We start from the raw sequence: 23,252 nt of genomic DNA, 5'->3' as shown, positions 1-23,252 counted from the left end.
CACAGCATCAGCGCCCAGCACTGCGATTGACTTCCCGTTGCAGATTTTCCAACATCAATGTTAGCGTTAGCAAAAGCTGATGGGACGGTGAGCATCACCGCCGAGGGAGAGGGACATGACAGGCCACAAGGCCCACGCACGAGCTTGGCTCGTCGCAGCGCTGCTTGGCGCTGTGAGCATTTCGACAATGGCATCGGCCGAGACGACCTCGTCGCCGCCCGGCGCGCCGGGCACCGCCGACCCGGACATCTGGCCGGCCTACACCTATCCCGTCCCCACCCGTCCCGAGCACGAGGCCCGGATCAGCGATCTGATCACTCGGATGACGGTGGAGGAAAAGATCGGGCAGTTGGTCCAAGCGGACTTGTGCTGCGTGACGCCCGCCGACGTGAAAAAGTACAAGCTCGGCTCGATCCTCGTCGGCGGCAACAGCGGCCCTAACGGTAACGACCTTTCGCCAGCCCCCGATTGGCTGAAGGCGGCAGATGACTTCTACCTGGCCTCGGTCGACCGCAGCGATGGCGGTGCCGGCGTGCCGATCATCTGGGGCACCGACGCGGTCCACGGCCATTCCAACATCATCGGCGCGACGATCTTCCCGCACAATATCGGGCTTGGCGCGATGCGCGATCCGGCGCTGATCGAGAAGATCGGCGCGGTTACCGCCAAGGAAATCCGTGTCACCGGACAGGAGTGGACCTTTGCGCCAACGGTCGCGGTGCCGCAGGACTTCCGTTGGGGCCGCGCCTACGAAGGCTATTCCTCCAACCCCGAACTGGTCGCCTCCTACGTTGGCGCGATGGTGCGCGGGCTGCAGGGGCCGCCCACGGGCGACAACCTGTTGGCCGGGCCTTACGTGATTGCCTCGACCAAACATTTCCTTGCCGATGGCGGCACCGACAAGGGCGTCGATCAGGGCGACAGCTCGATCTCGGAAGAGGCGCTGCGCGACATTCACGGCGTCCCCTATGGCCCCGCGATTGCCGAGGGCGTGTCGACCGTGATGGTCAGCTTTTCAAGCTGGCAGGGCGTCAAGATGACCGGCAACCACTCGCTCGTCACCGGCGTGCTCAAGGACCGGATGGATTTCGGTGGCTTCGTCGTGTCGGACTGGAACGCCCACGGACAGGTCGCGGGCTGCACCAACGAGGTGTGCCCGCAGGCGCTAATGGCGGGCGTCGACATGTACATGGCGCCCGATACCTGGAAGCCGATCTACGAAGACCTGCTGGCCCGGGCCAAGGCCGGCACTGTGCCGATGGCGCGGATCGACGAGGCGGTGGCGCGGATCCTGCGGGTGAAAGCGCGGCTGGGTCTGTTCGACGCCGGCAAGCCATCCGACCGGCCCTTTTCAGGGCAGTATGAATTGCTCGGCGCGCCCGAACACCGCGCGGTGGCGCGCGAAGCGGTGAGGAAGTCGCTGGTGCTGTTGAAGAACCAGGGCGTGCTCCCGCTGGCGCCGGGCAAGCGGCTGCTGGTCGCAGGCGACGGTGCCGACGACATTGCCCGGCAATCGGGCGGATGGACGCTGAGCTGGCAGGGGACGGGTATCGACAACAGCCACTTCCCCGGCGCGACCTCGATCTGGACCGGCTTCAAGCAGGCGGTCGAGGCGGGCGGCGGCAGCGCTGTGCTGTCGCCCGATGGCAGTTACGCCGACAAGCCTGACGCCGCCGTGGTCGTCTTCGGCGAGACGCCCTACGCCGAGTTTCAGGGCGACCGCGCCGCGCTGGTGCTCGATCCCGAACTGACGGCACCGTATGCCACGATGAAGAAGCTTCAGGCCCAAGGCATCCCGGTGATCGCCGTGATGATCACCGGCCGCCCGCTCTACGTGAATCCCGCGCTCAACGCCGCCGATGCCTTCGTGGTCGCATGGCTGCCTGGTAGTGAAGGCGCGGGTGTGGCTGACGTGCTGGTGGGTGATGGACGCGGAAAGCCGCGGCATGACTTCACCGGCACGCTGCCCGCCGATTGGCCGCGCGCGGCGCAGATGGCAGACGGCGTGCTGTTCCCCTATGGCTTCGGGCTCGATTACAGCGCGTCCGCCACACCGTGGACGGCGCTGCCCGAACTCGATGCCAGCGAAGTCGGCGGCGACAGCCGCACATGGTTTGCCGCCGGCAATCCCGCATCGCGCTGGTCGCTGTGGGTGGCGGGCGACGGGCCGGAGCTGGAAACCCGCATCACCACCCAGCCGGCCGAGGCCTTTGGCGGGCGGATGCGGGTTACGGCCGAAAACTACAGAGTGCAGGAAGGCGCGCGGCGCTTTGCCGTCGCGGGCGGGACGACGAGCGTGCAGCTCGGCAATCTCGATCCAGTCGATGTGGCGCGCGAGACCAATGGCGATGTCATGCTGCTGGTGACGATGCGGGTGTGGGACGCGCCCGATGCTGTCCGCATCGGCGCGATCGGGCCGAGCAGCGAAGGCTTTGCCGCCGTTACCCTGCCCGAGACCGAAGACTACGTCCGTTACGGCATACCGCTCAAATGCCTGCGCGATGCCGGCGCGGATGTGGCCCGCCTGACCCGGCCCTTCGTGCTCGAGACGCAGGGCAAGGCCGATTACGCGATCGCTGAAGTCCGGCTGGGCAGCGACGCCGAGCAGGTGTTGCCATGCGGATGAGCCGCTGACGATCGAACGATACGCAGGCCGCAAAGGCCGCACCCAAGGGAGAGACCGATGAAACGCTCAATGCTCGCAGCCCTGCTGCCCGTGGCCGCGATGACGCTGGCGCCGATCAGCGGCGCGCTCGCCGCCCAGCCTGTCGCCGTCACCAAGCCGTTGCCGGTCGGCACCTGCATCAACATGGGCAACACGCTCGAACCCGAGACCGAAGGGGCTTGGGGCGGCGCGGCGGCCAGCAAGGCCGATTTCGCACGGATCAAGGCGGCCGGGTTCAACACGGTGCGCATCCCCGTGCGCTGGCACAACAAGTCGAGCGACAAGGCACCCTACACCGTTGATCCCAAGTGGATGGACCGGGTGCAGCAGATCGTGGACTGGGCACTGGCCGAAGATCTCAACGTCATCCTCAACAGCCACCATTTCGATCCGATCCATGACGATCCCCTGGGCGTCGCGGCATGGCACGGCGGCGTGTGGAAGCAGATCGCGACGCGGTTTGCCGGATATCCCGAAGACACGCTGTGGTTCGAGCTGGAAAACGAACCGCACAAGAACTTCAATCACACCAACCTTCTGGAAACGCTGGCCCCGTCGTTGAAGGAAGTGCGCGCGCTTCACCCCACCCGCGCGGTGATCGTCGGGGGCGAAAACTGGAGCGGGATCAAGTCGCTGGAGACTCTGCCGTTGCCCGAGGACCCGAACATCCATCCCACGTTTCACTATTACGATCCCTTCACTTACACGCATCAGGGCGCGGAATGGACCGCACCCGATATGCCGCCTGTGGGGCGCGCTTTCCCGACCACTGAAGATGCCGCGCAGCTCGCCAAGGATGTCGCCAGTATCCTGAGCTATATTGCGCGAACCGGCAAGACCCCGTTCATGGGCGAAGTCGGCGCATTCGATCGGCATATCCCGCTGGCTGACCGGGTAAAATACCATCGCATGATCACCGACGCTTTCGCTCCGACAGGCATTGGCGTTTGCACCTGGGCCTATGCCAATACCTTCCCCTTCTATGACCAGAAGGAGCGACGGTGGCTTCCCGGCATGCTTGGCGCGCTTGGGCTGAAAGAACAGGACTGAAGCAAAAGGGAGACGCGGATTATGAAGCTCACAACGATGACCCTTGGCGCAGGCGCGGTCCTTCTTGCGCTCTGCGTGCCTGCTTGGGCTGAACTCCCCCCCGAACTTGCCGCCTTCGACGAACAGGTGCCTGGCGATCTTATCAACGATCCCACTCGGATTGACTGGGCAAGTTACGGCACGGGCTACGAATCAAGCGGGCGTCAGGCAGCCGACATCCCCGGCGGCGGCGCCGCACGTGTGTTCGATATCAAGGCGAAGGGCGCCAATGCATATGACGTTGCAGCCAATGTCCCGCTGCTGTCAGAGATCAAATCGGGTGACGAGGTCACGGTTGGCTTTTACGCCCGGGTGGTCAGCACCGAACGCAGCGACGGGAAGGGCGTAATCGGCGTGCGGTTTCAGGAGAATGCCGCGCCCTATGGCGGCTTTGGCGACACCAATGTGCTGATCGGGTCGGACTGGGAATGGCACGAAGTCACCGCCCGCGCCGACAAGCGGATCCGCAAGGCCGATGCCATCGTCGCGCTGCAATTGGCGGGGGCGAAGCAGTCAATCGAGATCGGTCAGGCGATCGTAGTCAAAGGCTCCCCCACCATCGTCGCGAAATCCGCCGTAGCGGCCGCGCCCGCGTCCAGTCTGAAAGACGCTGCCAGTATCGAAATGCCCGATGCGCTGCGCACCGCAGGGCAACTGATCAATGATCCCATTGATCGAAGCTGGGCCAGTGGCGGTATCGGCGGCACGTGGCAAGCAATCGATGTTCCCGAGATCTGGCTACAAAAGGCGACCCGTTTCACCACCCCTCAGGTCGGCGCAAATCGATGGGATCTGACCAGCGCCATCCCGATCCTGCCGGATGTGAAGGAGGGCGATACGCTGATGGTGGCCGTGGTCGCGCGGACCGTGAGCGCCCAGACCGAAGACGGCAAAGGCATGATCTATGCCCGCATCCAGGGCACGATTCCGCCTTACGAAGGTTTCGGTGACAAGGTCTTCAAGATCGGCGATCGTTGGCAGATGGTGAACCTGCCCTTCACCGCCACGCGCGGCTTTGGTGCGGGCGACGCGACCGTGACTCTCCACTTCGCGGGTGCGGCGCAGGAGGTCGAGGTGGGGCCGGTCTACGTCTTCAAGACCAACTAGCCCCATCGCTACCGATCATCCGGGCGACAACGCATAGGGGCCGACCACCAGCCCGGTGAACAATCCCGCATGGACCGAAGCGAGCGGCTCGACATTGATCGGGCCGCCCACCGCTTGCCAAGACGTTTCACCAGCCGAGCGCCACGCCACTGTGGCAGTGCCGCCATCAAATGCGAGCTTCAGCTCAATCGGAGCTTCGGTAGTAAGCGGTGTCTCAGCGATGATCACGCCGCTCGCGTCCTGATCCGGCGCTGTCCGCATCCGCACCACCAGACGCCCGCGCTGTTTACCGGCGGTGAGGAAGTGGGATTCGTCCATGAAGGCGAGCAACCCGGCAAAATCGCCGCCACGTTCGGGCGTGAAGGTCAGATGGGTGGTGAATTCGGCGGAGTGATGCCGCAACCGGCGCCCGGTGAAGGCAGGCTTGCCCAGACTGCCCGCCGCTGCTGGACCAGCAACCATGCGCAGCGCGCCGTCCTGCGCCGTCCACTGCGTGCCCTGACCCGGGGTGCGCAAACCGATCCATTCGTTCGACAACGCACCGTCGAATTCCTCGCGCCAGCGATCCCATTGCGACGCAGCCGAGGCCGGCAGGTTGGGCTTGGGCAGCACCATCGGCACCGCTTCCTGCCGGTCGAGGAAACGCGGCCAGCCATCCTGCCACCGCAACGGCAACAGGAACGTTTCGCGCCCCAGCAAGGTCGATTGGCCGGCAAACGGCCGCGTGGCGAGGAACACGCCCCACCATGTCCCGTCGTCCAATTCAACGATATCGGCATGGCCGGTCGCCTCCACCCGGTCGGGGCGGCCCGCAGGAAGATCGCGCTGGGTCAGGATCGGGTTGAACGGCCCCGGGGTGTAGGGACCGGTGACCGCGCGCGAACGGTAGATCGTCTGCGAATGCTGGTCGGCCGTGCCGCCTTCGGCCGTGAGCAGGTAATACCACTCGCCCACCTTGTAGATGTGCGGCCCTTCGGCCCAGATCGGGTTGGCGGCAGGATCGACCCCGCCATCGACCAGCAAGGTCCGCTCGGGCAGCACGCGCTTGGACGCCAGATCGAACTGCTGCATCCACAAGGCACGGTGGCCTTCGTAACGTGGCTCACCGGGAGGCGCATCGTTGTAGACGATCCAGGCCTTCCCGTCGGTATCGAAGAACAGCGAAGGGTCGATCCCGCCAAAATCGAGCCACATCGGATCGCTCCACGGGCCGGCGGGGTCCTTGGCGGTGATGACGAAATTGCCGCCGCATTCGATGCAGGTGTTCACGATCCAGAACGTGCCATCGTGATGCGTGATCGCCGGTGCAAACAGACCGCGATTGGTCCCCAGCCCGGAGAAATCGAGCTGAGTCGGACGATCGATCGCGTTGCCGATCAATCGCCAGTTGACCAGATCCGTGCTATGCAGGATCGGCAGGCCGGGAAAGAAGCTGAAGGTCGACGTGACGGCGTAGAAATCATCCCCCACCCGCACGATCGACGGGTCGGGGTGGAAGCCCGGGATCACCGGATTTTGGAACTGACCGTCGGGAACAGACGCCGCTTCCCCCGTCGCTTCGTAGGAGAGCCAATCGAAACTCGCGACCACATCGCGCGCCGAAGCCGTCCCGCCCGTACCCGCCAGCACCAGCGCACCTGCTGCCGCCATTATCCTGCCAACCATCGCCATTTCCTCGCTCCCATCCCGTGTTTTGGGGGCTTGCCGCCCCGCGATTGTGTGCTTATGGTAGCGCTATCACAACAGAGGGCAAGAGCCAGTAATGGCCATGAGGATACTTGAAAGTTTGCCGGCGGATTACCGCCAGGGTCATTTCATCGGGCGGGCGCAATCGCCTGACGGTCCGTGCGTCATCACGATAGCAGGCGGGATCCTCTATGATCTGACGCCGGTCGTCAGCACGGTGTCCGGCGCCATCGCGCGGCGCAGCTTTACCGGCGGTACGGCGATCGGGTCTGTCGAAGACGGTCTGCCCGACGGCTGGACGCTGCTCACCCCGATCGATCTCCAGACCATCAAGGCCAGCGGCGTCACCTTCGCCCTGTCCGCGATCGAACGCGTGATCGAGGAGCGCGCCCGCGGCGATGCCTCCGCCGCTGCCGCGATCCGCGGACAGCTCGAAGAGCACATCGGATCAGGCATCCGCTCGGTCGTGCCGGGAAGCGAGGCTGCGGCCCAGCTCAAGGACGCGTTGATCGAAGCGGGGATGTGGTCGCAATATCTCGAAGTCGCGATCGGTCCTGACGCGGAGATCTTCTCCAAGGCGCCAACCCTGTCCGCAGTCGGCACCGGCGCGCCCGTCGGGGTGCGGTCGGATTCGGACTGGAACAACCCTGAACCCGAAGTGGTGCTGGTGTGCGATGCTGCGGGTGAAGTTGTCGGCGCGGCGCTCGGCAATGACGTCAATTTGCGCGATTTCGAAGGCCGCTCGGCACTGCTGCTGTCCAAGGCCAAGGACAACAACGCCAGCTGCGCAATCGGCCCCTTCATCCGCCTGTTCGACGACGATTTCACGATTGACGATGTGCGCAGCGCCGATGTGGAGCTTACCATCGAAGGGCCCGAAGGTTATCGGCTGGAAGGCCGCAACGAGATGGGCCAGATCAGCCGCGATCCGCTCGATCTGGTGGCGCAGTGCCTGTCCGAACATCACTATCCGGACGGGTTCGTGCTGTTCTGCGGAACGCTGTTCGCGCCGACGCAGGATCGCGACACGCCGGGTGCCGGGTTCACGCACAAGGTCGGCGATGTGGTGACGATCCGATCGCGGCGTCTGGGGGCGCTGACCAACACCGTCACAACATCGCGCGATGCACCGGCATGGACGATAGGGATAGCCGCTTTCGTTCGCAATCTGGCGTCACGCGGGCTTATCGACCGCATCTGAGCGGTCCGAGAACACAATTTGACACGGCGCGCCTGTACGGGATCATCGGGCGCGGCAAAGAGGGATGGGGATACATTTTGGACGCGCATTCAAGCAGCGCCGGCGTGCACAACGCGGTCTATCCGAGCCTTATCGGGCGGCGGGTGATTGTCAGCGGTGGTGGTTCTGGCATCGGGGAAGCCATGGTCGAAGCCTTCGCACGCCAGGGTGCCGCCGTGGGCTTTGTCGACATTCAGGAAAGCCCCAGCCAGCAGTTGATCAGCAGGCTGGACGGTGTGGAAAACACGCCGCATTTCCTGCCTTGTGATATCACCGATACCGATGATTATATTTCCAAGATCGATACCCTCACAGGGTTGATCGGCGGGTGTGATGTGCTCATCAACAATGCGGCGAGCGATGATCGTCACCAGTTCGCAGACGTGACCCCGGCCTATTGGGACGAGCGGATGGCGGTGAACCTCAAGCACCAGTTCTTCGCGGCCAAGGCGGTGGCGCCGATGATGCGGGAAGCAGGCGGCGGTTCGATCGTTAACATGGGTTCGATCAGCTGGCATCTGGGCCTTGCAGATCTGGTCATCTACCAGACCGCCAAGGCCGCCATCGAAGGCCTCACCCGTAGCCTGGCGCGCGAACTTGGGCGCGATAACATCCGCGTCAATGCGATCATCCCCGGCAACGTCCAGACGCCGCGCCAGATGAAGTGGTATTCCCCCGAAGGCGAAGCGGAAATCGTTGCCGCGCAGTGCCTCGATGGCCGCATCCAGCCGGCTGACATTGCCGCGATGGCGCTGTTCCTTGCTTCGGACGACGCGCGCTATTGCACCGCGCACAATTACTGGGTGGATGCCGGATGGAGATAGACCTGCCGGTCAGCGCGGTTCTCGCGGCCGACAGCCTGCTCGGCGAAGGCGCCGTGTGGGATGCAGGCCGCGGCATTGTCTGGTTTGTCGATATCAAACGCCGCCGGCTGTGGCATTTCGACCCGGCCAACGGCAGCAACGGCTTTGCCGAGGCCCCCGAGCAGATCGGCTGGGCGCTGCCGGCCGAAGGCGGGTTGCTGCTGTGCGGATTGAAGGACGGGCTCTACACCTTCGCCCCTGAAACCGACGCCTTTACGAAGCTGAGTTCGGTGCCGGGCGAGCCTGCCGGCAACCGCCTCAATGATGCCTGCACCGACCCTTGGGGCCGCGTCTGGTTCGGATCGATGGACGATTCCGAAAGCGGGGCCACCGGGCATTTCTACGTCTTCGATCGCGGGACCATCCGCGCCGCCGGGCCTTCGGGCATTGCGATCACCAACGGCCCTGCGGTCAACGCGGCGGGAACGCGGATCTATTTCACCGATACCCTGGCTTAGACGATCATGGTGGCCGACCTTTCGGCGGACGGCGTCGGCGAAGCGCGCTTGTTCGCCGATACCGGCGCCCTATTCCCCGAAGCCTATCCCGATGGCCCGGTGGTCGATGCCGAGGATCATGTCTGGACCGGGCTCTATCACGGCAGCTGCGTTGCGCGCTATTCGCCCGCCGGCGATCTGGTGGCCACGGTGCCGATCCCGGCGCGCGATGTGACCAAGATGGCGTTTGGCGGGGCAGATTTCAAAACCGCCTATGTCACCACCGCGATCAAGAACATGTCGGGTGAGGACATGGCGCAAAAGCCGCAGGCTGGCAGCCTGTTTGCCTTTCCCGCCCCGGTCGCGGGATTTGCCCAGCCCTTGGTGAAGCTCGCGTGATCCAGGGCGTCTTCAAGCGCCTGCCCATCGTTGCTGCCATGCTGTGGCCGGTCGCCGCAGCATCGAACCCCACGCTCGGCCCGGCCTACGGCGACAATATGGTGCTGCAATCGGGTCAGCCCGTGACGCTGTCTGGCCGCACCGCGCCAAGGATCAAGGTGGAAGCACGGCTGGGCACCGCCGGGGCCAGCGCGGTCAGCGATGCGTCCGGCGCCTTTGCCATCACGCTGCCTGCGCAAGCCGCGACTGCGACGCCGCTCACCCTGACCCTCAGCGATCAAAGCGGAACAACAGCCTATACCAACATCCTCATCGGCAACGTCTTTCTGTGCGGCGGGCAGTCCAACATGGAACTGCCTGTCAGCCGCGCGCTCGATGCCGACACGCAGCTTCGCCGCGCCGCCGATGATGGCATCCGGCTGCTGATGGTACCCAAGGCGACCGCGCCGGTGCCGCAGACCGCGTTTGCCAATGCGGTGGCATGGCGTGCTGCCGCCGCTGACACAGTCGCCGAATTTTCCGCTGCCTGCTTCTACATGGCGAAATCGCTGCGTCGCAAGGACCCTGCGAGACCCGTGGGCCTGATCCATTCCAACTGGGGCGGCAGCGCCGCACGCGCCTGGTTCGATCCGCAAGGTGCCCGCGAACGCGAAGGCGATGCGGCGATGGACCAGCTCGGCCTCTATGCCCGCGATCCCTATGCCGCCACGCAGGCCTTCGCGCCGCAATGGTTCGACTGGTGGCGCAAGGCCGATGGCGGCCGCGAGCCGTGGCGCAATCCCGCCAGTCTCGACTGGAAGCCGATCCCGCAATTCTCGTTCTGGAACCAGTGGACCGGCACCGGGCTCGACACGGATGCGAACGCGAATGTCTGGCTGAAGCAGACCATCACTCTCACCCCCGAACAGGCCAGCGGCGACGGCAGCCTCGCGATCGGGGCGATTGACGACATGGATATGACCTTCGTCAACGGGCATCCGGTCGGGTACACCTTCGGCTGGGGGGTGGAGCGCACCTACCGCGTGCCTGCCAAGCATCTGAAGGCGGGCGTGAACACGATCCTGATCGCCGCCAATAACTCCTGGGATACCGGCGGGTTCTTTGCCGGGCCGGAGCGTTTGCACTTCACCGCCGCCAACGGAGCGCGCGTGCCGCTGGGCGCGGATTGGCAATACGCTCGGTCGCCGGTCGCAGGCGTGCCGCCGCGCGCGCCGTGGGATAGCAACGCTGGCCTTGGCGTGATGCACAATGCGATGATCGCACCGCTCGGCACCATGCGGCTGGCGGGCGTGGCATGGTATCAGGGGGAAACTGATGCCGGCCAGGGTGCCTATGATACCAAACTTGCCGCGCTGTTTGCCGGATGGCGGCGACAGTTCGGGGCGCAGACGCGGATGATGGTGGTGCAACTGGCCGATTTCGGCGCGCGGCGCTCCAGCCCCGCCGAATCCGGTTGGGCGCAGCTTCGCGATGAGCAGCGCCGCGCCGTGGCGGCCGATGCCAATGCGGCGCTCGTCACCGCGATCGACCTAGGCGAGCCGACCGATATTCACCCCGCCAACAAGAACGATCTGGGCAAGCGTCTGGCCGAGGCCTTCAATGGCCGCAGCCTGCCGATGCCCGAACGCGCGGTGCGGGATGCAGGCGCGATCACGGTCAGCTTTACGGGCATCGAAGGCGGATTGCAGGCGCAGGGCGGCACCTATCCGCTGGGCGTCGAATTGTGCGAGGCCGCTGAGGGCACCTGCCGGTTCGCGCTGGCCACGCTCGCAGGCAGCCGCATGGTGATTGCCATTCCCGATGGTATGACGCCGACCCGGGTGCGCTACGCCTGGGCCGATGCGCCGGTGGTCAATCTGGTCGACAGCGGCGCAATGCCGGTCCCGGGCTTTGCGCTGGACATCGCGAACTAGCCTTGCACGGCCGGCTTTGCGCGATCACATCCCGACGATGACAACCATGCCCGAAATCAAGCTGGAACACGGCAATTGGCGCGCACGGGTGCTGCCGCATGGTGGGCTGCTGGGCGCGCTCGATTTTGGCGGCATACCGGTGTTGCGGTCAATGGCAAGCGGCGCGCACTCCGCGCTCGAGGCGGCATGCTTTCCGATGGTGCCGTGGTGCAACCGCATCGCGGATGCCCGCTTCACCTGGGAAGGCGCAATGGTCGCTCTCGCCCGCAATTTCCTGCCCGAGCCTCATGCGATTCACGGGCATGGCTGGCAATCGGACTGGGCGGTAGAGTTCCAGGGGTCGGATACATGCGAACTGGCGCACCGCCACGATGGCGCCGGGCCGGGTTGGCCCTGGGCTTATGAAGCACGCCAGACGATTGCGCTCTCGGACGCGGGCTGCACGATCACCTTGTCAGTCACGAATCTCTCCGGGCGGTTGATGCCCGCAGGTCTCGGTCTCCACCCCTATCTGCGCCGGCGACCCGGTAGCCGCCTGCGGTTTATCGCCGCGCAGGTGGTGGATGTGGGCACCGACATGATCCCGACGGGCGATCTTCTCCCAGCCGACCGGTTCGGGCCCTTCGCAAAAGGGGCTGGCCTGCCCGATGAACTGATCGACCACTGCTTCACCGACTGGGACGGTGTTGCCGGGGTGACCGACGATCTCGGCACCATCGGTTTGCGGGCGCAGGGCGCCACCGGCCTGCACCTCTATGCCCCGGACGATCCGGCGATCCTGTGTCTGGAGCCGGTCAACCACTGTCCCGACGGCGCCAACACCGGCGCAATGACGCTGTGCGCGCCGGGAGAAACCATGCACCTGAGCCTGCGGATCGAAGCCAGCGCCGCTTAAGGCCTTGGCGCGGTTACCCCGGCGGTGGTCTGGGTGACGGGACGCATCAGGCCGTGCTCGTTATAGGTCAGATGCTCCACCGTCACCGCCCGGCGGCCGAGCGCGCCCTGCCGATCCCCGATGGTCAACGCGGCATTGTGGAGGAACAGATACCATTGGCCCTTGAACTCGGCGATGCCCGGATGGATCGTGAAGCTGCCCTCGCCCGATCCGGTCAGCTCGCCGCGATAGGTCCACGGGCCATCAAGTGAAGTGGCGGTGGCATAGGACACGCGCTCGTTTTCGTGATCGCTGCGGTCCAGCGAAGCATAGGTGAGGTAGTAGAGATCGCCGCGCTTGTGCAGCCACGGCCCCTCCTCGAAATGCGGCGGGGTAATCTCGCGGATCGGCCCGTCGATGCTGATCATGTCGGCGCCCATCCGGGCGATGTAGCACTGGCGGTTGCCCCAGGCGATCCAGGTGGTGCCATCATCGTCCGTGAAGACGGTGGGGTCGATGTCCTCCCAGCTGTGCGTGCCCTTGGGGGTCATGTCGTTGCTGATGAGGGCCGAGCCCTTGGCATCGACAAAGGGGCCTTCGGGCCGATCCGCTACGGCGACTCCGATGGCCTTGCCCGGCCTGGTCTGGTCATGCTCGACCGGCGCATACATCCAGAAGCGCCCGTGCTTTTCGATTACCTGCACCGCCCAGGCATCATGCGAGGCCCACGCGAAATCCTTGATCTCCATGACCGGGGGATGCGCCTTCCAGTTGCGCATGTCGGTGGTCGACCAGACGAGCCACTCCTTCATGTTGAACATCTCGCCATCGGCCGCTTCATCGTGACTGGTATAGAGCCACAGCGTATCGCCCACGACCAGCGGGGCCGGGTCGGCGGTGAAGCGGTCGCGGAACAGCGGGTTCGATCCCGGTGCGTCCTCAGCCGCGAGCGGAGTCGCGGCCAGCAGCGCGGCGAGCGGCAAAAGCAGACGCATGATTTTTTCCCGTCCGTCCCCGGTCAGTGATTGTGCCGCGGCAGCTTTCTCGCCGTTCCGCGATATTTGAGCGCAAAGTCCATCACGCCGCCTTCGGCCAACTGCCCGGTCTTCTCGCGGTAGAGTTCCTCCCACGGAGTCTGGCTTTCGGGCACGGGCGGGCAGGTTTCCTCGGCGCGGCGGCGGGCGATTTCCGCCTCGTCGACCAGCGCATCGCAGGTGCGGGTGTTGAGATCGACGCGGATCATGTCTCCGGTGCGCAGCCACGACAACCCGCCGCCGACCGCGCTTTCGGGGCTGACATTGAGGATCGAAGGGCTGTCGCTTGTCCCCGATTGCCGCCCGTCGCCCAGCGTCGGCAGCCACGGTTTCCCTGCGCGGATCATCGCGTCTGGCGGCTGCATGTTGACCACCTCGGCGCTACCGGGCCAGCCGATCACGCCCGATCCGCGGATCACCAGAATGCAATCCTCGTCGATGCCGAGGGAGGGGTCGTTGATACGGTGGTGGTAATCGTCTGACCCGTCGAAGATGATTGCGCGTGCCTCAAACACGCCTTCGGAGCCGGGGCGCGAGAGATAACGCTCGCGGAACGCCGCGCCGATCACCGATGTCTTCATGATGGCGAAATCGAACAGGTTGCCGGTCAGCACCATGAAGCCCGCCTTGTCGATCAGCGGATCATCAAAGGCGCGGATCATCTCGCGGTCGGGGCTTTCCGCCCCAGCGAGATTTTCTGCCATCGTCTGCCCGGTGCAGGTGACGACATCTCCGTGCAGCTTGCCCGCGTTCAGAAGCTCCCACAGGGCGGCCGGCACTCCGCCCGCACGGTGGAAGCGTTCGCCCAAATAGGCACCGGCGGGCTGCATATTGACCAGCAGCGGCAGATCATACCCGTGCGCCTGCCAGATGTCGGTTTCAAGGCTTACACCGGCGTGCGCCGCCATCGCCATGATGTGCGGCTGGGCGTTGGATGACCCGCCGATCACGCTTACGCACGCAATCGCGTTCTCGAAGGCTGCGCGTGTCAGAATGTCGGAGGGTTTGAGGTCTTCGAGCACCATCTCGACGATCCGACGGCCGGTGCGGTAGGCCATCTGCCCGCGCTCGCGATAGGGCGCGGGGATTGCGGCGCACCCCGTCAGCGACAATCCCAACGCCTCGGCGACCGCGTTCATCGTGCTGGCCGTGCCCATCGAATTGCAGTGCCCGGCGCTCGGCGCACTGCTTGTGGCGCGATTGAGGAACTCCTCCTCGTCGATCTCGCCCGCCGCCAGCTTGCGGCGGCTGCGCCAGATCACGGTGCCGGAACCCACCAGCTCGCCTTCATGCCAGCCGTCGAGCATCGGGCCGCCCGACAGGACGATGGCGGGAATATCGACGGTGGAGGCTGCCATGATCTGCGAAGGCGTTGTCTTGTCACACCCCGTCGTCAGCACCACGCCGTCGAGCGGGTAGCCGTTCAGCAGTTCCACCAGCCCCAGATACAACAGATTGCGATCCAGCGCGGCCGTTGGCCGACGGCAGTTCTCGAAGATCGGATGGACCGGAAATTCGATCGGGATGCCGCCTGCATCGCGGATCCCGTCGCGGGTGCGCTTGGCCAGATCGACATGGATGCGGTTGCAGGGGCTGAGGTCGCTGCCGCTTTGTGCGATGCCGATGATCGGCTTGCCGCTTTGCAGCTCTTCGGGTGTCACCCCGTAATTCATGAAGCGTTCGAGATAGAGCGCGGTCATGTCCATGCGTTCACGGTTGTCGAACCAGTCGCGTGAACGCAGGCGGCGGGGTGCAGGTGTATCGGTCATGGGCTCCCGGGGGGTATGTCGAATGATGACGCAAGGCTTGGCCCGGCGTCGGAGTTGCGGCGGATAAGCTGGTAGGCGAGCGTCAATTGTTCGGCCTTGGCGCGGGTGCTGCGCGGCTTCTGCTTGTGCACGCGCGCGATCATCGCGACCGCTTCGGCGGTCATTTCGCGGATCGGCTGGCGGATGGTGGTCAGCTCCGGCCAGATCGAACTGGCAAGCTCGGTATCGTCGAAACCGCACACTGTAATGTCGTTCGGCACATCCAGATGCCGGCGGTGCGCCATCGCGACCGTGGCAGCGGCCATATCGTCGTTCGAGGCGAAGATTGCCGTGGGACGCTGGGCGGCGTTCAACAGCTTTTCGGCGGCGACCATGCCTGACCGATAGGTAAATTGGCCCTGCGCTATCAAGCCATTGTCGATCGCCAGACCGGCCTGCTCCATGGCAGCGCGATAGCCTTCCAGACGCTGGCCGCTCGCCACCTGTTCGGGGTTACCGATGATGAAGCCGATCCGTTCATGTCCAAGACCGATGATGTGCCGGGTCATGTCGTAGGCGGCCTGGTATTCGTCGATCAGCACCGCGCCATGGCTGCCACTGGCCCGGCCCGGCCCCACCGCGACCGCGATGCCACCCGACGTCCGGATCAGATCGAGCACGGTCTGATCGTCGCACAGCGGCGGAGGAAGGATAAAACCTTCGATCCCGCCGTCGAGCAACTTCTTGATCACATTTTGCGCCTCCGCCGTGTTCTCGCACGTTTGCACCACCAGATAGATGTCGCGGCGGCTCGCCTCTTCAAGCGCGCCCATCAGGAATTCGCTGAGATAGGAGGCGGACGGATTGTCGAACAGTAGCGCGATCCGCAGTTGCGATCCCGCCGCTAGCGAACGTGCCGCGCGGTTGGGCACATAGTTCAGCTTGGCAATCGCGCTCAGGACTTTCTGCTTGGTGTCTTCGCGCACATTCTCTTCGCCATTGATGACGCGGCTGACCGTCATCGGCGAACATTGCGCTTCGCGCGCGACATCGGTGATGGTGGGCGCGGCATTGCTGCGCCGGGCGGCACGTTTGCGGCTGGGAGCGGCGGGTTTGGCCATCGAGGTGTTCGCGTTCGTCATGGCTATGGCCATACTGCCATGCCCCGATTGTCAGCAAGCGCGATGATAGGCGCTACCATTGCCTGAATCTGAGGGTTGTTCATTGCCCAGGCGCCTCCGGGAAGGTGCGGGCCTTGTAGGCTTCCAAAGGCTCGGGGATCGGCCGGGCGCCGGACGGCAGTGGCAGGCCGTTGACCGACTGCCAATAGGCCATCGACGCATCGCGCCACCACCGCGCGTCCTTCAGCTCTCTGGCCATGTCGGCGGCGACGGCGGCGTGGCGTTCGGCATCGATGTGATCGCGCAAGGCCTCCCATCCCTGCATGCGTGCCCGCAAATTGATTTCGGCCCAGGCGTATTCGGCGCTCAGGCGCTCCCACAGTGTATCCCCGCCCTTGATACGGCGATCCCAGGGAACGTGATGAAACCACAGCAGATACTTGCTGTCGATGGTCGCCGGATCGGCCCACCGCGCGGCGACACCGGGCGCATATTGCGCGAGCGCGTTTGATCCTGCGGCGGTGCGGTCGAAGCCGATCCCCTGCCTGTCGGCGCGGTGGTAATAGCACGGGTTCCAGTCCGGCCGTTCGAGATCGCACACCCACGGCGCCGGACCATAGTGATGGCCGGTGCCCATCAGGTGCGCGAGGCCCAGGGGAGCCGTATACTGGGCAACGATATCGCGGCTGCCCGCCATCATCGCGGCAATCCGCCGGAGCGGCTCGGGAGCCCGGGTAAAGGTCAGCGCCGTCCATTCGCGCGCGATCGCTTCGCTGGTGAGCGCCGGATTCCACGCGAGCCGCCCGAAGGCATACCAGCTGGCCTGATCGAAATGGGTGCCGGTCCAGTTGCGGTCGCTGCCGGTGTTGGCGACCCCGGCCATGCCCACGGGCGCGACGATGTCGCTCACCGCGCCGCCCCGCCCGGTATCGGCGTTCAGCACCTCTTTCCACATAGGTGCCAGATAGGCGACGCCGATTGCCTGGCCGAGATATTCGCGGGTGATCTGCGCCTCCAGCATCAGGCGCGTCCCGGGCATGGCGCCGAACAGCGGATGGAAGGGCTCGCGCGGTTGGAAATCCAGCGGGCCGTTTTTCACCTGCACGATCACGTTGTCTGCGAACCGACCATCCAGCGGCACGAACTCGTCATAGGCCTGCATCGTGCGATCGGTCGTGTCCTCCGCCTGATAGACGAAGGCGCGCCAGATCACTGTGCCCCGGTCGCCCAGCGCGGCGGCGAGCATGTTGGCCCCGTCGGCATGGCTGCGACCGTAATCCTGCGGTCCGGGCTGCCCTTCGCTGTTTGCCTTGACCAGAAAGCCGCCGAAATCGGGGATGGCGGCAAAAATCTCATCCGCCTTGGCTTGCCACCATGCCTGCACCGCGGGGTCGAGCGGGTCCGCCGTGGCGAGGCCGCCGATGTCCTTGGGCGCACTAAACCGGGCCGACAGGAACACGCGGATGCCATAGGGCCTCCACGCATCGGCCAGCCGCTTGAGCTTCGCGATGTAGCGCGGCTCCAGCATGAAGGCGCGGGCGTTGACGTTGTTCACCGCCACCGCGTTGATGCCAATGCTGGCATTGGCGCGGGCATAATCGATCATCCGGGAATCGAGCTTTTCGGGCAGGTGCCACCAATCAAAGATCGAGCGCCCGGAATAACCGCGCTCCACATGCCCGTCGGGATTGTCCCAATGGTTAAGCATCCTGAGCGGCATCGCGGGGGCTTCATCAAGCGCGAGCGTGGCTGGGTCGGCGCCCTGCCCCAACTCGCGCAGGATCGCATAGCTGGCATAAAGGCAGCCTATCGGCGCGCCTGCCGTGATCCGCACCTGATTGCTGCTGGACGTGACCCGAAAGGCACCGTCGGCTTTCACGCCCCGATGGTCACACTCGAACTGGAACGCGGCAGGCTTGCTGGTGTCAGAAGGCTGTACCTGAGCGCCCCGCAATCGGTCCAGCCCAAGGCGCAGCTCGTCAACAGCCAGAGCCGCCGTCGGATCGGCCGAATCGACTGTGATCGGCCCATCGAATGCGGCAAGCCGCGCCAGTACCTCACCGTCAAGCGGAGCGTGCCGCAGCCAGAGGTCGTAACCGTCCTCCGCACGTGCACTAGCCGCCGCAATGCCCGACACGAGCATCGCCGCGACCATCATCGCAAGCCGGTTGACAAGGCCTCTCCCTCTCATCATGGTAGCGCTACCACACCACGGCGGCCAGTCAAGTTGCTGTGGGAGCAAAACGTGCGCTGCCAATCAAGCAGCCGTGGCAGGAGAGGGACATTTTATGAAAGCGATCAAGCGGGCCGCGCTGGCGGCTGGCGTGTGTCTGGCAGCGTTCGGCATGATTGCCGCACCGGTTGCCCAGGCGCAGCAAGTCACCGTGGAACGGGCAATGAGCGATGCGCCCTACTGGAACGCCGCCCTGCCGACCGAACAACGCGTCGAAGACCTGCTGGCGCGCATGACGCTGGATGAAAAGGTCGCCCAGATCATCACCATCTGGGACAGCAAGGGCCAGATCCAGGGCGAAGGCGACGTGTTCGATCCCGCCAAGGCTGCGGCCAAGTTCCCGCACGGCATCGGCCAGATCGCTCGCCCCTCGGACCGCGCCGGGCCATCATCCCCGCGGGTCGTTCCGCGCCGGAATATCGAAGACAGCATCCAGTACGTCATCGACGCACAGCGCTGGGCCATGGAGAATACCCGGCTCGGCATCCCCGTCCTGTTTCACGAAGAATCGCTCCATGGCCTTGCCGCCAAGGATGCCACCGCTTTTCCGCAGGCCATCGGCCTCGCCAGCACCTGGGATCCCGCGCTCATCCGCGACATTAATGCCCTGATTGCTGACGAGACCATCGCGCGCGGCGTTCACTCGGTCCTCTCCCCCGTGGTGGATGTCGCGCGCGATCCCCGCTGGGGCCGGATCGAGGAGACCTTCGGCGAAGACCCCTATCTGGTGGGCGAAATGGGTGTGGCTTCGGTCGAAGGGCTGATGGGCACCGGCACCACCCGCAAGCTGGCGCCGGGCAAGGTGATGGCGACGCTCAAGCACATGACCGGCCACGGCCAGCCCGAAAGCGGCACCAATGTCGGCCCCGCCCAGATCAGCGAGCGCACGTTGCGCGAAATGTTCTTCCCGCCGTTCGAACAGGTGGTCAAGCGCACCAAGATCGACGCGGTGATGGCAAGCTATAACGAGATCGACGGGATCCCGAGCCATGCCAACAAGTGGCTGCTGGAAGACGTGTTGCGCGGTGAGTGGGGTTATCGCGGCGCGGTGGTGTCGGATTACTACGCAATCGAGGACATGGCGCGCCTCCACCATATCGCGCCCGACAATGCCCGCGCGGGCGAAATCGCGCTGCTGGCCGGCGTCGATGTCGATCTGCCCGAAGGTGCGGGTTTCAAGGACCTGGCGACCAGCGTGCGCGAAGGCCGTGTGCCGCAAGCCGCCATCGACAACGCGGTACGCCGGTTGCTGACCACCAAGTTCAACGCCGGACTGTTTGACAACCCCTGGCCCGATCTGGCCAAGGCGCAGACGTCGAACGGGGCGGAAGGCGTCGCGCTGGCGCGCAAGGCGGCCGAAAAGTCGCTGGTTCTGCTCAAGAACAACGGCGCGCTGCCGCTGGCGATCCCTGCCTCGGGCGGCAAAAAGCCCACCATCGCGGTGATCGGCCCCAACGCCGATGTCGCGCGGCTGGGCGGCTATTACGGTGAGCCCCGCGCGAGCGTCACCCCGCTGCAAGGCATTCGCGCCGCCGTCGGTGACCGCGCCAACATCGTCCACTCCATGGGCGTCGAGATCGTCAAGGGCGACAGCGACTGGTGGGATGACCCGGTGGAGCTGGGCGACCGCGACGAAAACCTGCGCCGCATCGCCGAGGCAGTGGAGGTCGCCAAGGACGCCGACACCATCGTGCTGTTCATCGGCGATACCGAAAAGACCAGCCGCGAAGGCTGGGCCGCAGGGCATCTGGGCGACCGCACCAGCCTCGATCTGGTGGGCGAGCAGAACGAATTGTTCACCGCACTGAAGGCGCTCGGCAAGCCGGTGGTCGCGGTGCTGATCAACGGCCGACCGCCCAGCTACACGACGATCGCGGCCGAGGCCGATGCGATCCTCGAAACCTGGTACGCGGGCGAACAGCAGGGCACGGCGATCGCCGATGCGCTGCTGGGCAACGTCAACCCCGGCGGCAAGTTGCCGGTGTCGGTGGCGCGCAATGTCGGCCAGCTGCCGATGTTCTACAACCACAAGCCGAGCGCCCGGCGCGGCTATCTGTTCGACGAGGTGACGCCGCTTTATCCGTTCGGCTACGGCCTGAGCTACACCACCTTCACGCTCGGTGCGCCGCAGCTTTCCTCGGCCAGCATCAAGGCCGGGCAAGGCGTGACGGTGTCGGTGCCCGTCACCAACACCGGCAAGCGCGCCGGTGACGAGGTTGTGCAGGTCTATCTGCGCGACGAGGTCAGCTCGGTCACGCGGCCGGTCAAGGAATTGGTCGGCTTCAGCCGCGTGACGCTCCAGCCGGGCGAGACCCGCAACGTGACGATCACCATCGAACCGCGTGCTTTCATGATGTGGAACACCGCGATGGAGCAGGTGATCGAACCGGGCGCCTTCACGATCATGACCGGGGCGAATTTGGCGGAGGTGCAGAGCGTAACGCTGACGGTGACGCAATGAGCGTGACCCGTCGGCATGCGCTGCGCCTGCTGGGAAGCGGCAGCCTTGCCGTGCTGGCGGTCACGATGGCGCCTGCGGCGTTCGCGCAAGGGGCGGCGGTCTACAAGGACGCTGCTGCCCCCATCCCCTTGCGCGTCGCCGACCTGATGGCGCGCATGACGCTGGAAGAGAAGGTCGCGCAGATCCGCACGGCGTGGGCGGCCAAGGCGGACATGATCGACGGGCTGGCGTTTGACGCGAGCAAGGCCAGCGCAGCCTTCCCCGACGGGATCGGCCATGTCACCCGTCCCAGCGACAAGCGCGGTGTGCCGGGTATCACCGGCGCGGCCGGGGGCACCGCGGCACGCTGGCGCACGCCTGCCGAGACGGTCGCCTTCATCAACGCGCTGCAACGCTGGGCGGTCGAGGACACGCGGCTCGGCATCCCCGTGCTGCTGCATGAGGAATCGCTTCACGGCTACATGGCGACCGAAGCAACGATGTTTCCGCAGGCGATTGCGCTGGCGGGATCGTTCGACCTCGACCTGATGCGCCGCGTGCAGTCGGTGATCGCCCGCGAAACCCGCGCCCGCGGGGTGCCGCTAGTGCTGTCTCCGGTGGTCGATATCGTCCGCGACCCGCGCTGGGGCCGGATCGAGGAAACCTGGGGCGAAGACCCCTACCTCGTCGCAGAAATGGGCGTTGCCGCCGTGGAAGGCCTGCAAGGTCCGGGCAAGTTCGAGCGGTTGGCCGATGGCAAGGTCTTCGCCACGCTCAAGCACATGACCGGTCACGGTCAGCCCGAAAGCGGCAACAACGTCGCCCCGGCGCAGCTGTCTGAGCGCGAACTGCGCGAGAACTTCTTCCCGCCCTTCCGTGAAGTCGTGCGCCGCACGTCGGTAGGCGCGGTGATGCCGAGCTATAACGAGATCGACGGGGTGCCGTCGCACGGCAACGCCTGGCTGCTGGGTGATGTCCTGCGCGGCGAATGGGGCTTCGATGGCATCATCGCCAGCGATTACGGCGGGGTGCACGAACTCGCCACGCTGCACCATGTCGCGCACGATCTGGAAGACGCGGCGCATCAGGCGCTCAAGGCCGGCGTCGACAGCGAACTGCCCGAGGGGCAGGCCTTCGCCGCCCTCAACAAGGCTGTTCGCGCGGGCCGCATCCCGCAGACGCTGATCGACACCGCCTGCGCCCGGATGCTGGCGTTCAAGTTCCGCTGTGGACTGTTCGAAAACCCCTATGGCAATGCCGCGCTGGCCGAGCGCCTCACAGGCAACGCCGAAGCCCGCGCGCTGGCGCTGGAAGCGGCGCGCAAGGGCGTGTGCCTGCTCACCAACAAGGGCGCGTTGCCGCTTGATCGCCAGAAGATGGGCCGGGTGGCGGTGATCGGACCGAACCATGCCATCGCGCGTCTGGGCGGCTATTCCAGCGTTCCCAAGCAGACCATCAGCCTGATCGAAGGGTTGCGCATGGTGGCGCCGGAGGCCGACTTCGTGACCGCGCAAGGCGTGTTCATTACCACCAGCGAGGATCGCTCGGCCGACGAAGTGACGCTCGCCGACCGCGCCGAGAACCTGCGCCTCATCGATAAGGCTGTAGAGGTTGCCAAGACCGCGGACACCATCATCCTCGCGATCGGCGACACCGAGCAGACCAGCCGTGAAGGCTTTGCCAAAAACCACCTCGGCGACCGCACAGGCATCGACATCCTCGGCGAACAGAACGCGCTGGTCGATGCGCTCGCCGCCTTGGGCAAGCCGCTGATCGTCACCGCTTACAATGGCCGACCGCCCAGTTGGCCCAATGTCGTCGCCAAGGCCGATGCCGTGCTCGAATGCTGGTATCCCGGTCAGGAAGGCGGCCAAGCCGTTGCCGAGGCGCTGCTGGGCGACGTCAATCCCGGCGCCAAGCTGCCTGTCAGCGTAGTGCGCAATGCGGGCCAGATCCCGCTGTTCTACAACCACAAGCCCAGCGCGCGGCGCGGCTATCTGTTCGACGACAAAAGCCCGCTGTTCGCGTTCGGCCACGGGCTTAGCTACACCAGCTTCGAGATATCCGCCCCGCGCACGGCCAAGCGCCGGTTCGCCCGCACCGAAGATGTAACCGCGCAGATCACGGTGACCAACACCGGGAAACGCGCAGGCGACGAGGTGGTGCAGCTTTACATCACGCGCACGGATCTTGCCGTCAGCCGTCCCGTCCTCGAACTCAAGGGCTTTCATCGGGTGACGCTCCAGCCGGGCGAAAGCCGGGTGCTGACCTTCACCATTCCCGTCCGCCAACTGGCGATCTGGGACGAAAATCTTGCCGAAACCAACCCGCCCGGCCCCGTGCGACTGTGGGCGGGGAACAGCGCGGCCAATCTGACCCCGCTCGACGTGGAGATCATCTGAC

At 65.2% G+C, this 23,252-nt stretch carries 14 protein-coding genes and 1 pseudogene; 10 read left to right on the top strand and 5 right to left on the bottom strand.

What is annotated here, in order from left to right; genetic code table 11:
- Positions 1–115 precede the first annotated feature (115 nt).
- The 3 genes from SJY33_RS01260 to SJY33_RS01250 are packed head-to-tail and all read left to right on the top strand — an operon-like array spanning position 116 to position 4,861.
- The gene (locus SJY33_RS01260) at positions 116–2,626 is read left to right on the top strand and encodes a glycoside hydrolase family 3 N-terminal domain-containing protein (RefSeq protein WP_379920687.1); all 2,511 of its coding nucleotides are present in this window, start codon (positions 116–118) and stop codon (positions 2,624–2,626) included.
- 57 nt (positions 2,627–2,683) lie between these two features.
- Complete coding sequence (locus SJY33_RS01255; RefSeq protein WP_379920686.1) at positions 2,684–3,715, top strand: glycoside hydrolase family 5 protein; 1,032 nt, start codon at positions 2,684–2,686, stop codon at positions 3,713–3,715.
- A gap of 21 nt (positions 3,716–3,736) precedes the next feature.
- Positions 3,737–4,861: a hypothetical protein gene (locus SJY33_RS01250; protein WP_379920685.1), complete on the top strand. Its 1,125-nt coding sequence runs from the start codon at positions 3,737–3,739 to the stop codon at positions 4,859–4,861.
- Positions 4,862–4,876: 15 nt separating this feature from the next.
- On the opposite strand, the gene SJY33_RS01245 is transcribed toward SJY33_RS01250, so the two are convergent.
- Positions 4,877–6,526, bottom strand: coding sequence for a glycoside hydrolase family 43 protein (locus tag SJY33_RS01245; protein WP_379920684.1), 1,650 nt, complete (start codon positions 6,524–6,526; stop codon positions 4,877–4,879).
- 103 nt (positions 6,527–6,629) lie between these two features.
- Between SJY33_RS01245 and SJY33_RS01240 the strand changes: the two genes are divergently transcribed.
- The 5 genes and pseudogenes from SJY33_RS01240 to SJY33_RS01220 all read left to right on the top strand — a co-directional run bounded on the left by SJY33_RS01240 (position 6,630) and on the right by SJY33_RS01220 (position 12,294).
- Positions 6,630–7,748 (top strand): fumarylacetoacetate hydrolase family protein, encoded by a 1,119-nt coding sequence (locus SJY33_RS01240; RefSeq protein WP_379923495.1) that lies wholly within the window; start codon positions 6,630–6,632, stop codon positions 7,746–7,748.
- Between the two features lie 104 nt (positions 7,749–7,852).
- Positions 7,853–8,611: an SDR family NAD(P)-dependent oxidoreductase gene (locus SJY33_RS01235; RefSeq protein ID WP_379920683.1), complete on the top strand. Its 759-nt coding sequence runs from the start codon at positions 7,853–7,855 to the stop codon at positions 8,609–8,611.
- A pseudogene (locus SJY33_RS01230) lies at positions 8,602–9,486 on the top strand (SMP-30/gluconolactonase/LRE family protein). The gene SJY33_RS01235 and the pseudogene SJY33_RS01230 overlap by 10 nt, the downstream one beginning before the upstream one ends.
- A complete protein-coding gene (locus tag SJY33_RS01225; RefSeq protein ID WP_379920682.1) occupies positions 9,483–11,399 on the top strand; it encodes a sialate O-acetylesterase in 1,917 nt (638 codons plus the stop codon). Before SJY33_RS01230 ends, SJY33_RS01225 begins: the two are co-directional and overlap by 4 nt.
- A gap of 46 nt (positions 11,400–11,445) precedes the next feature.
- Positions 11,446–12,294: an aldose 1-epimerase gene (locus SJY33_RS01220; RefSeq protein WP_379920681.1), complete on the top strand. Its 849-nt coding sequence runs from the start codon at positions 11,446–11,448 to the stop codon at positions 12,292–12,294.
- On the opposite strand, the gene SJY33_RS01215 is transcribed toward SJY33_RS01220, so the two are convergent.
- The 4 genes from SJY33_RS01215 to SJY33_RS01200 form a co-directional block, all read right to left on the bottom strand.
- Entirely contained in the window at positions 12,291–13,268 is a 978-nt protein-coding gene (locus SJY33_RS01215) for a glycoside hydrolase family 43 protein (protein WP_379920680.1), read from the bottom strand. The two genes, SJY33_RS01220 and SJY33_RS01215, sit on opposite strands and share 4 nt — an antisense overlap.
- Before the next feature lie 23 nt (positions 13,269–13,291).
- Complete coding sequence (locus SJY33_RS01210; RefSeq protein ID WP_379920679.1) at positions 13,292–15,076, bottom strand: IlvD/Edd family dehydratase; 1,785 nt, start codon at positions 15,074–15,076, stop codon at positions 13,292–13,294.
- A complete protein-coding gene (locus SJY33_RS01205) occupies positions 15,073–16,197 on the bottom strand; it encodes a LacI family DNA-binding transcriptional regulator (RefSeq protein ID WP_379920678.1) in 1,125 nt (374 codons plus the stop codon). The genes SJY33_RS01210 and SJY33_RS01205 overlap by 4 nt, the downstream gene beginning before the upstream one ends.
- A gap of 79 nt (positions 16,198–16,276) precedes the next feature.
- Positions 16,277–18,370, bottom strand: a complete 2,094-nt coding sequence (locus SJY33_RS01200; RefSeq protein WP_379920677.1) for an alpha-glucuronidase — start codon at positions 18,368–18,370, stop codon at positions 16,277–16,279.
- 94 nt (positions 18,371–18,464) lie between these two features.
- On the opposite strand from SJY33_RS01200, the gene SJY33_RS01195 reads away from it, so the two are divergent.
- Positions 18,465–20,870, top strand: a complete 2,406-nt coding sequence (locus SJY33_RS01195) for a glycoside hydrolase family 3 N-terminal domain-containing protein (RefSeq protein ID WP_379920676.1) — start codon at positions 18,465–18,467, stop codon at positions 20,868–20,870.
- On the top strand, positions 20,867–23,251 hold the full coding sequence (locus tag SJY33_RS01190; protein WP_379920675.1) for a glycoside hydrolase family 3 N-terminal domain-containing protein: 2,385 nt from the start codon (positions 20,867–20,869) through the stop codon (positions 23,249–23,251). The genes SJY33_RS01195 and SJY33_RS01190 overlap by 4 nt, the downstream gene beginning before the upstream one ends.
- The last annotated feature ends 1 nt before the right edge of the window (position 23,252 follow it).

Origin of the sequence: Erythrobacter sp. R86502 (genome assembly GCF_042466465.1) — a bacterium.
In the GTDB taxonomy this organism is placed as follows: domain Bacteria; phylum Pseudomonadota; class Alphaproteobacteria; order Sphingomonadales; family Sphingomonadaceae; genus Erythrobacter.
The sequence above is the reverse complement of the archived record's forward strand: the minus strand, read 5'-3'. Positions and strand labels throughout refer to the sequence as shown.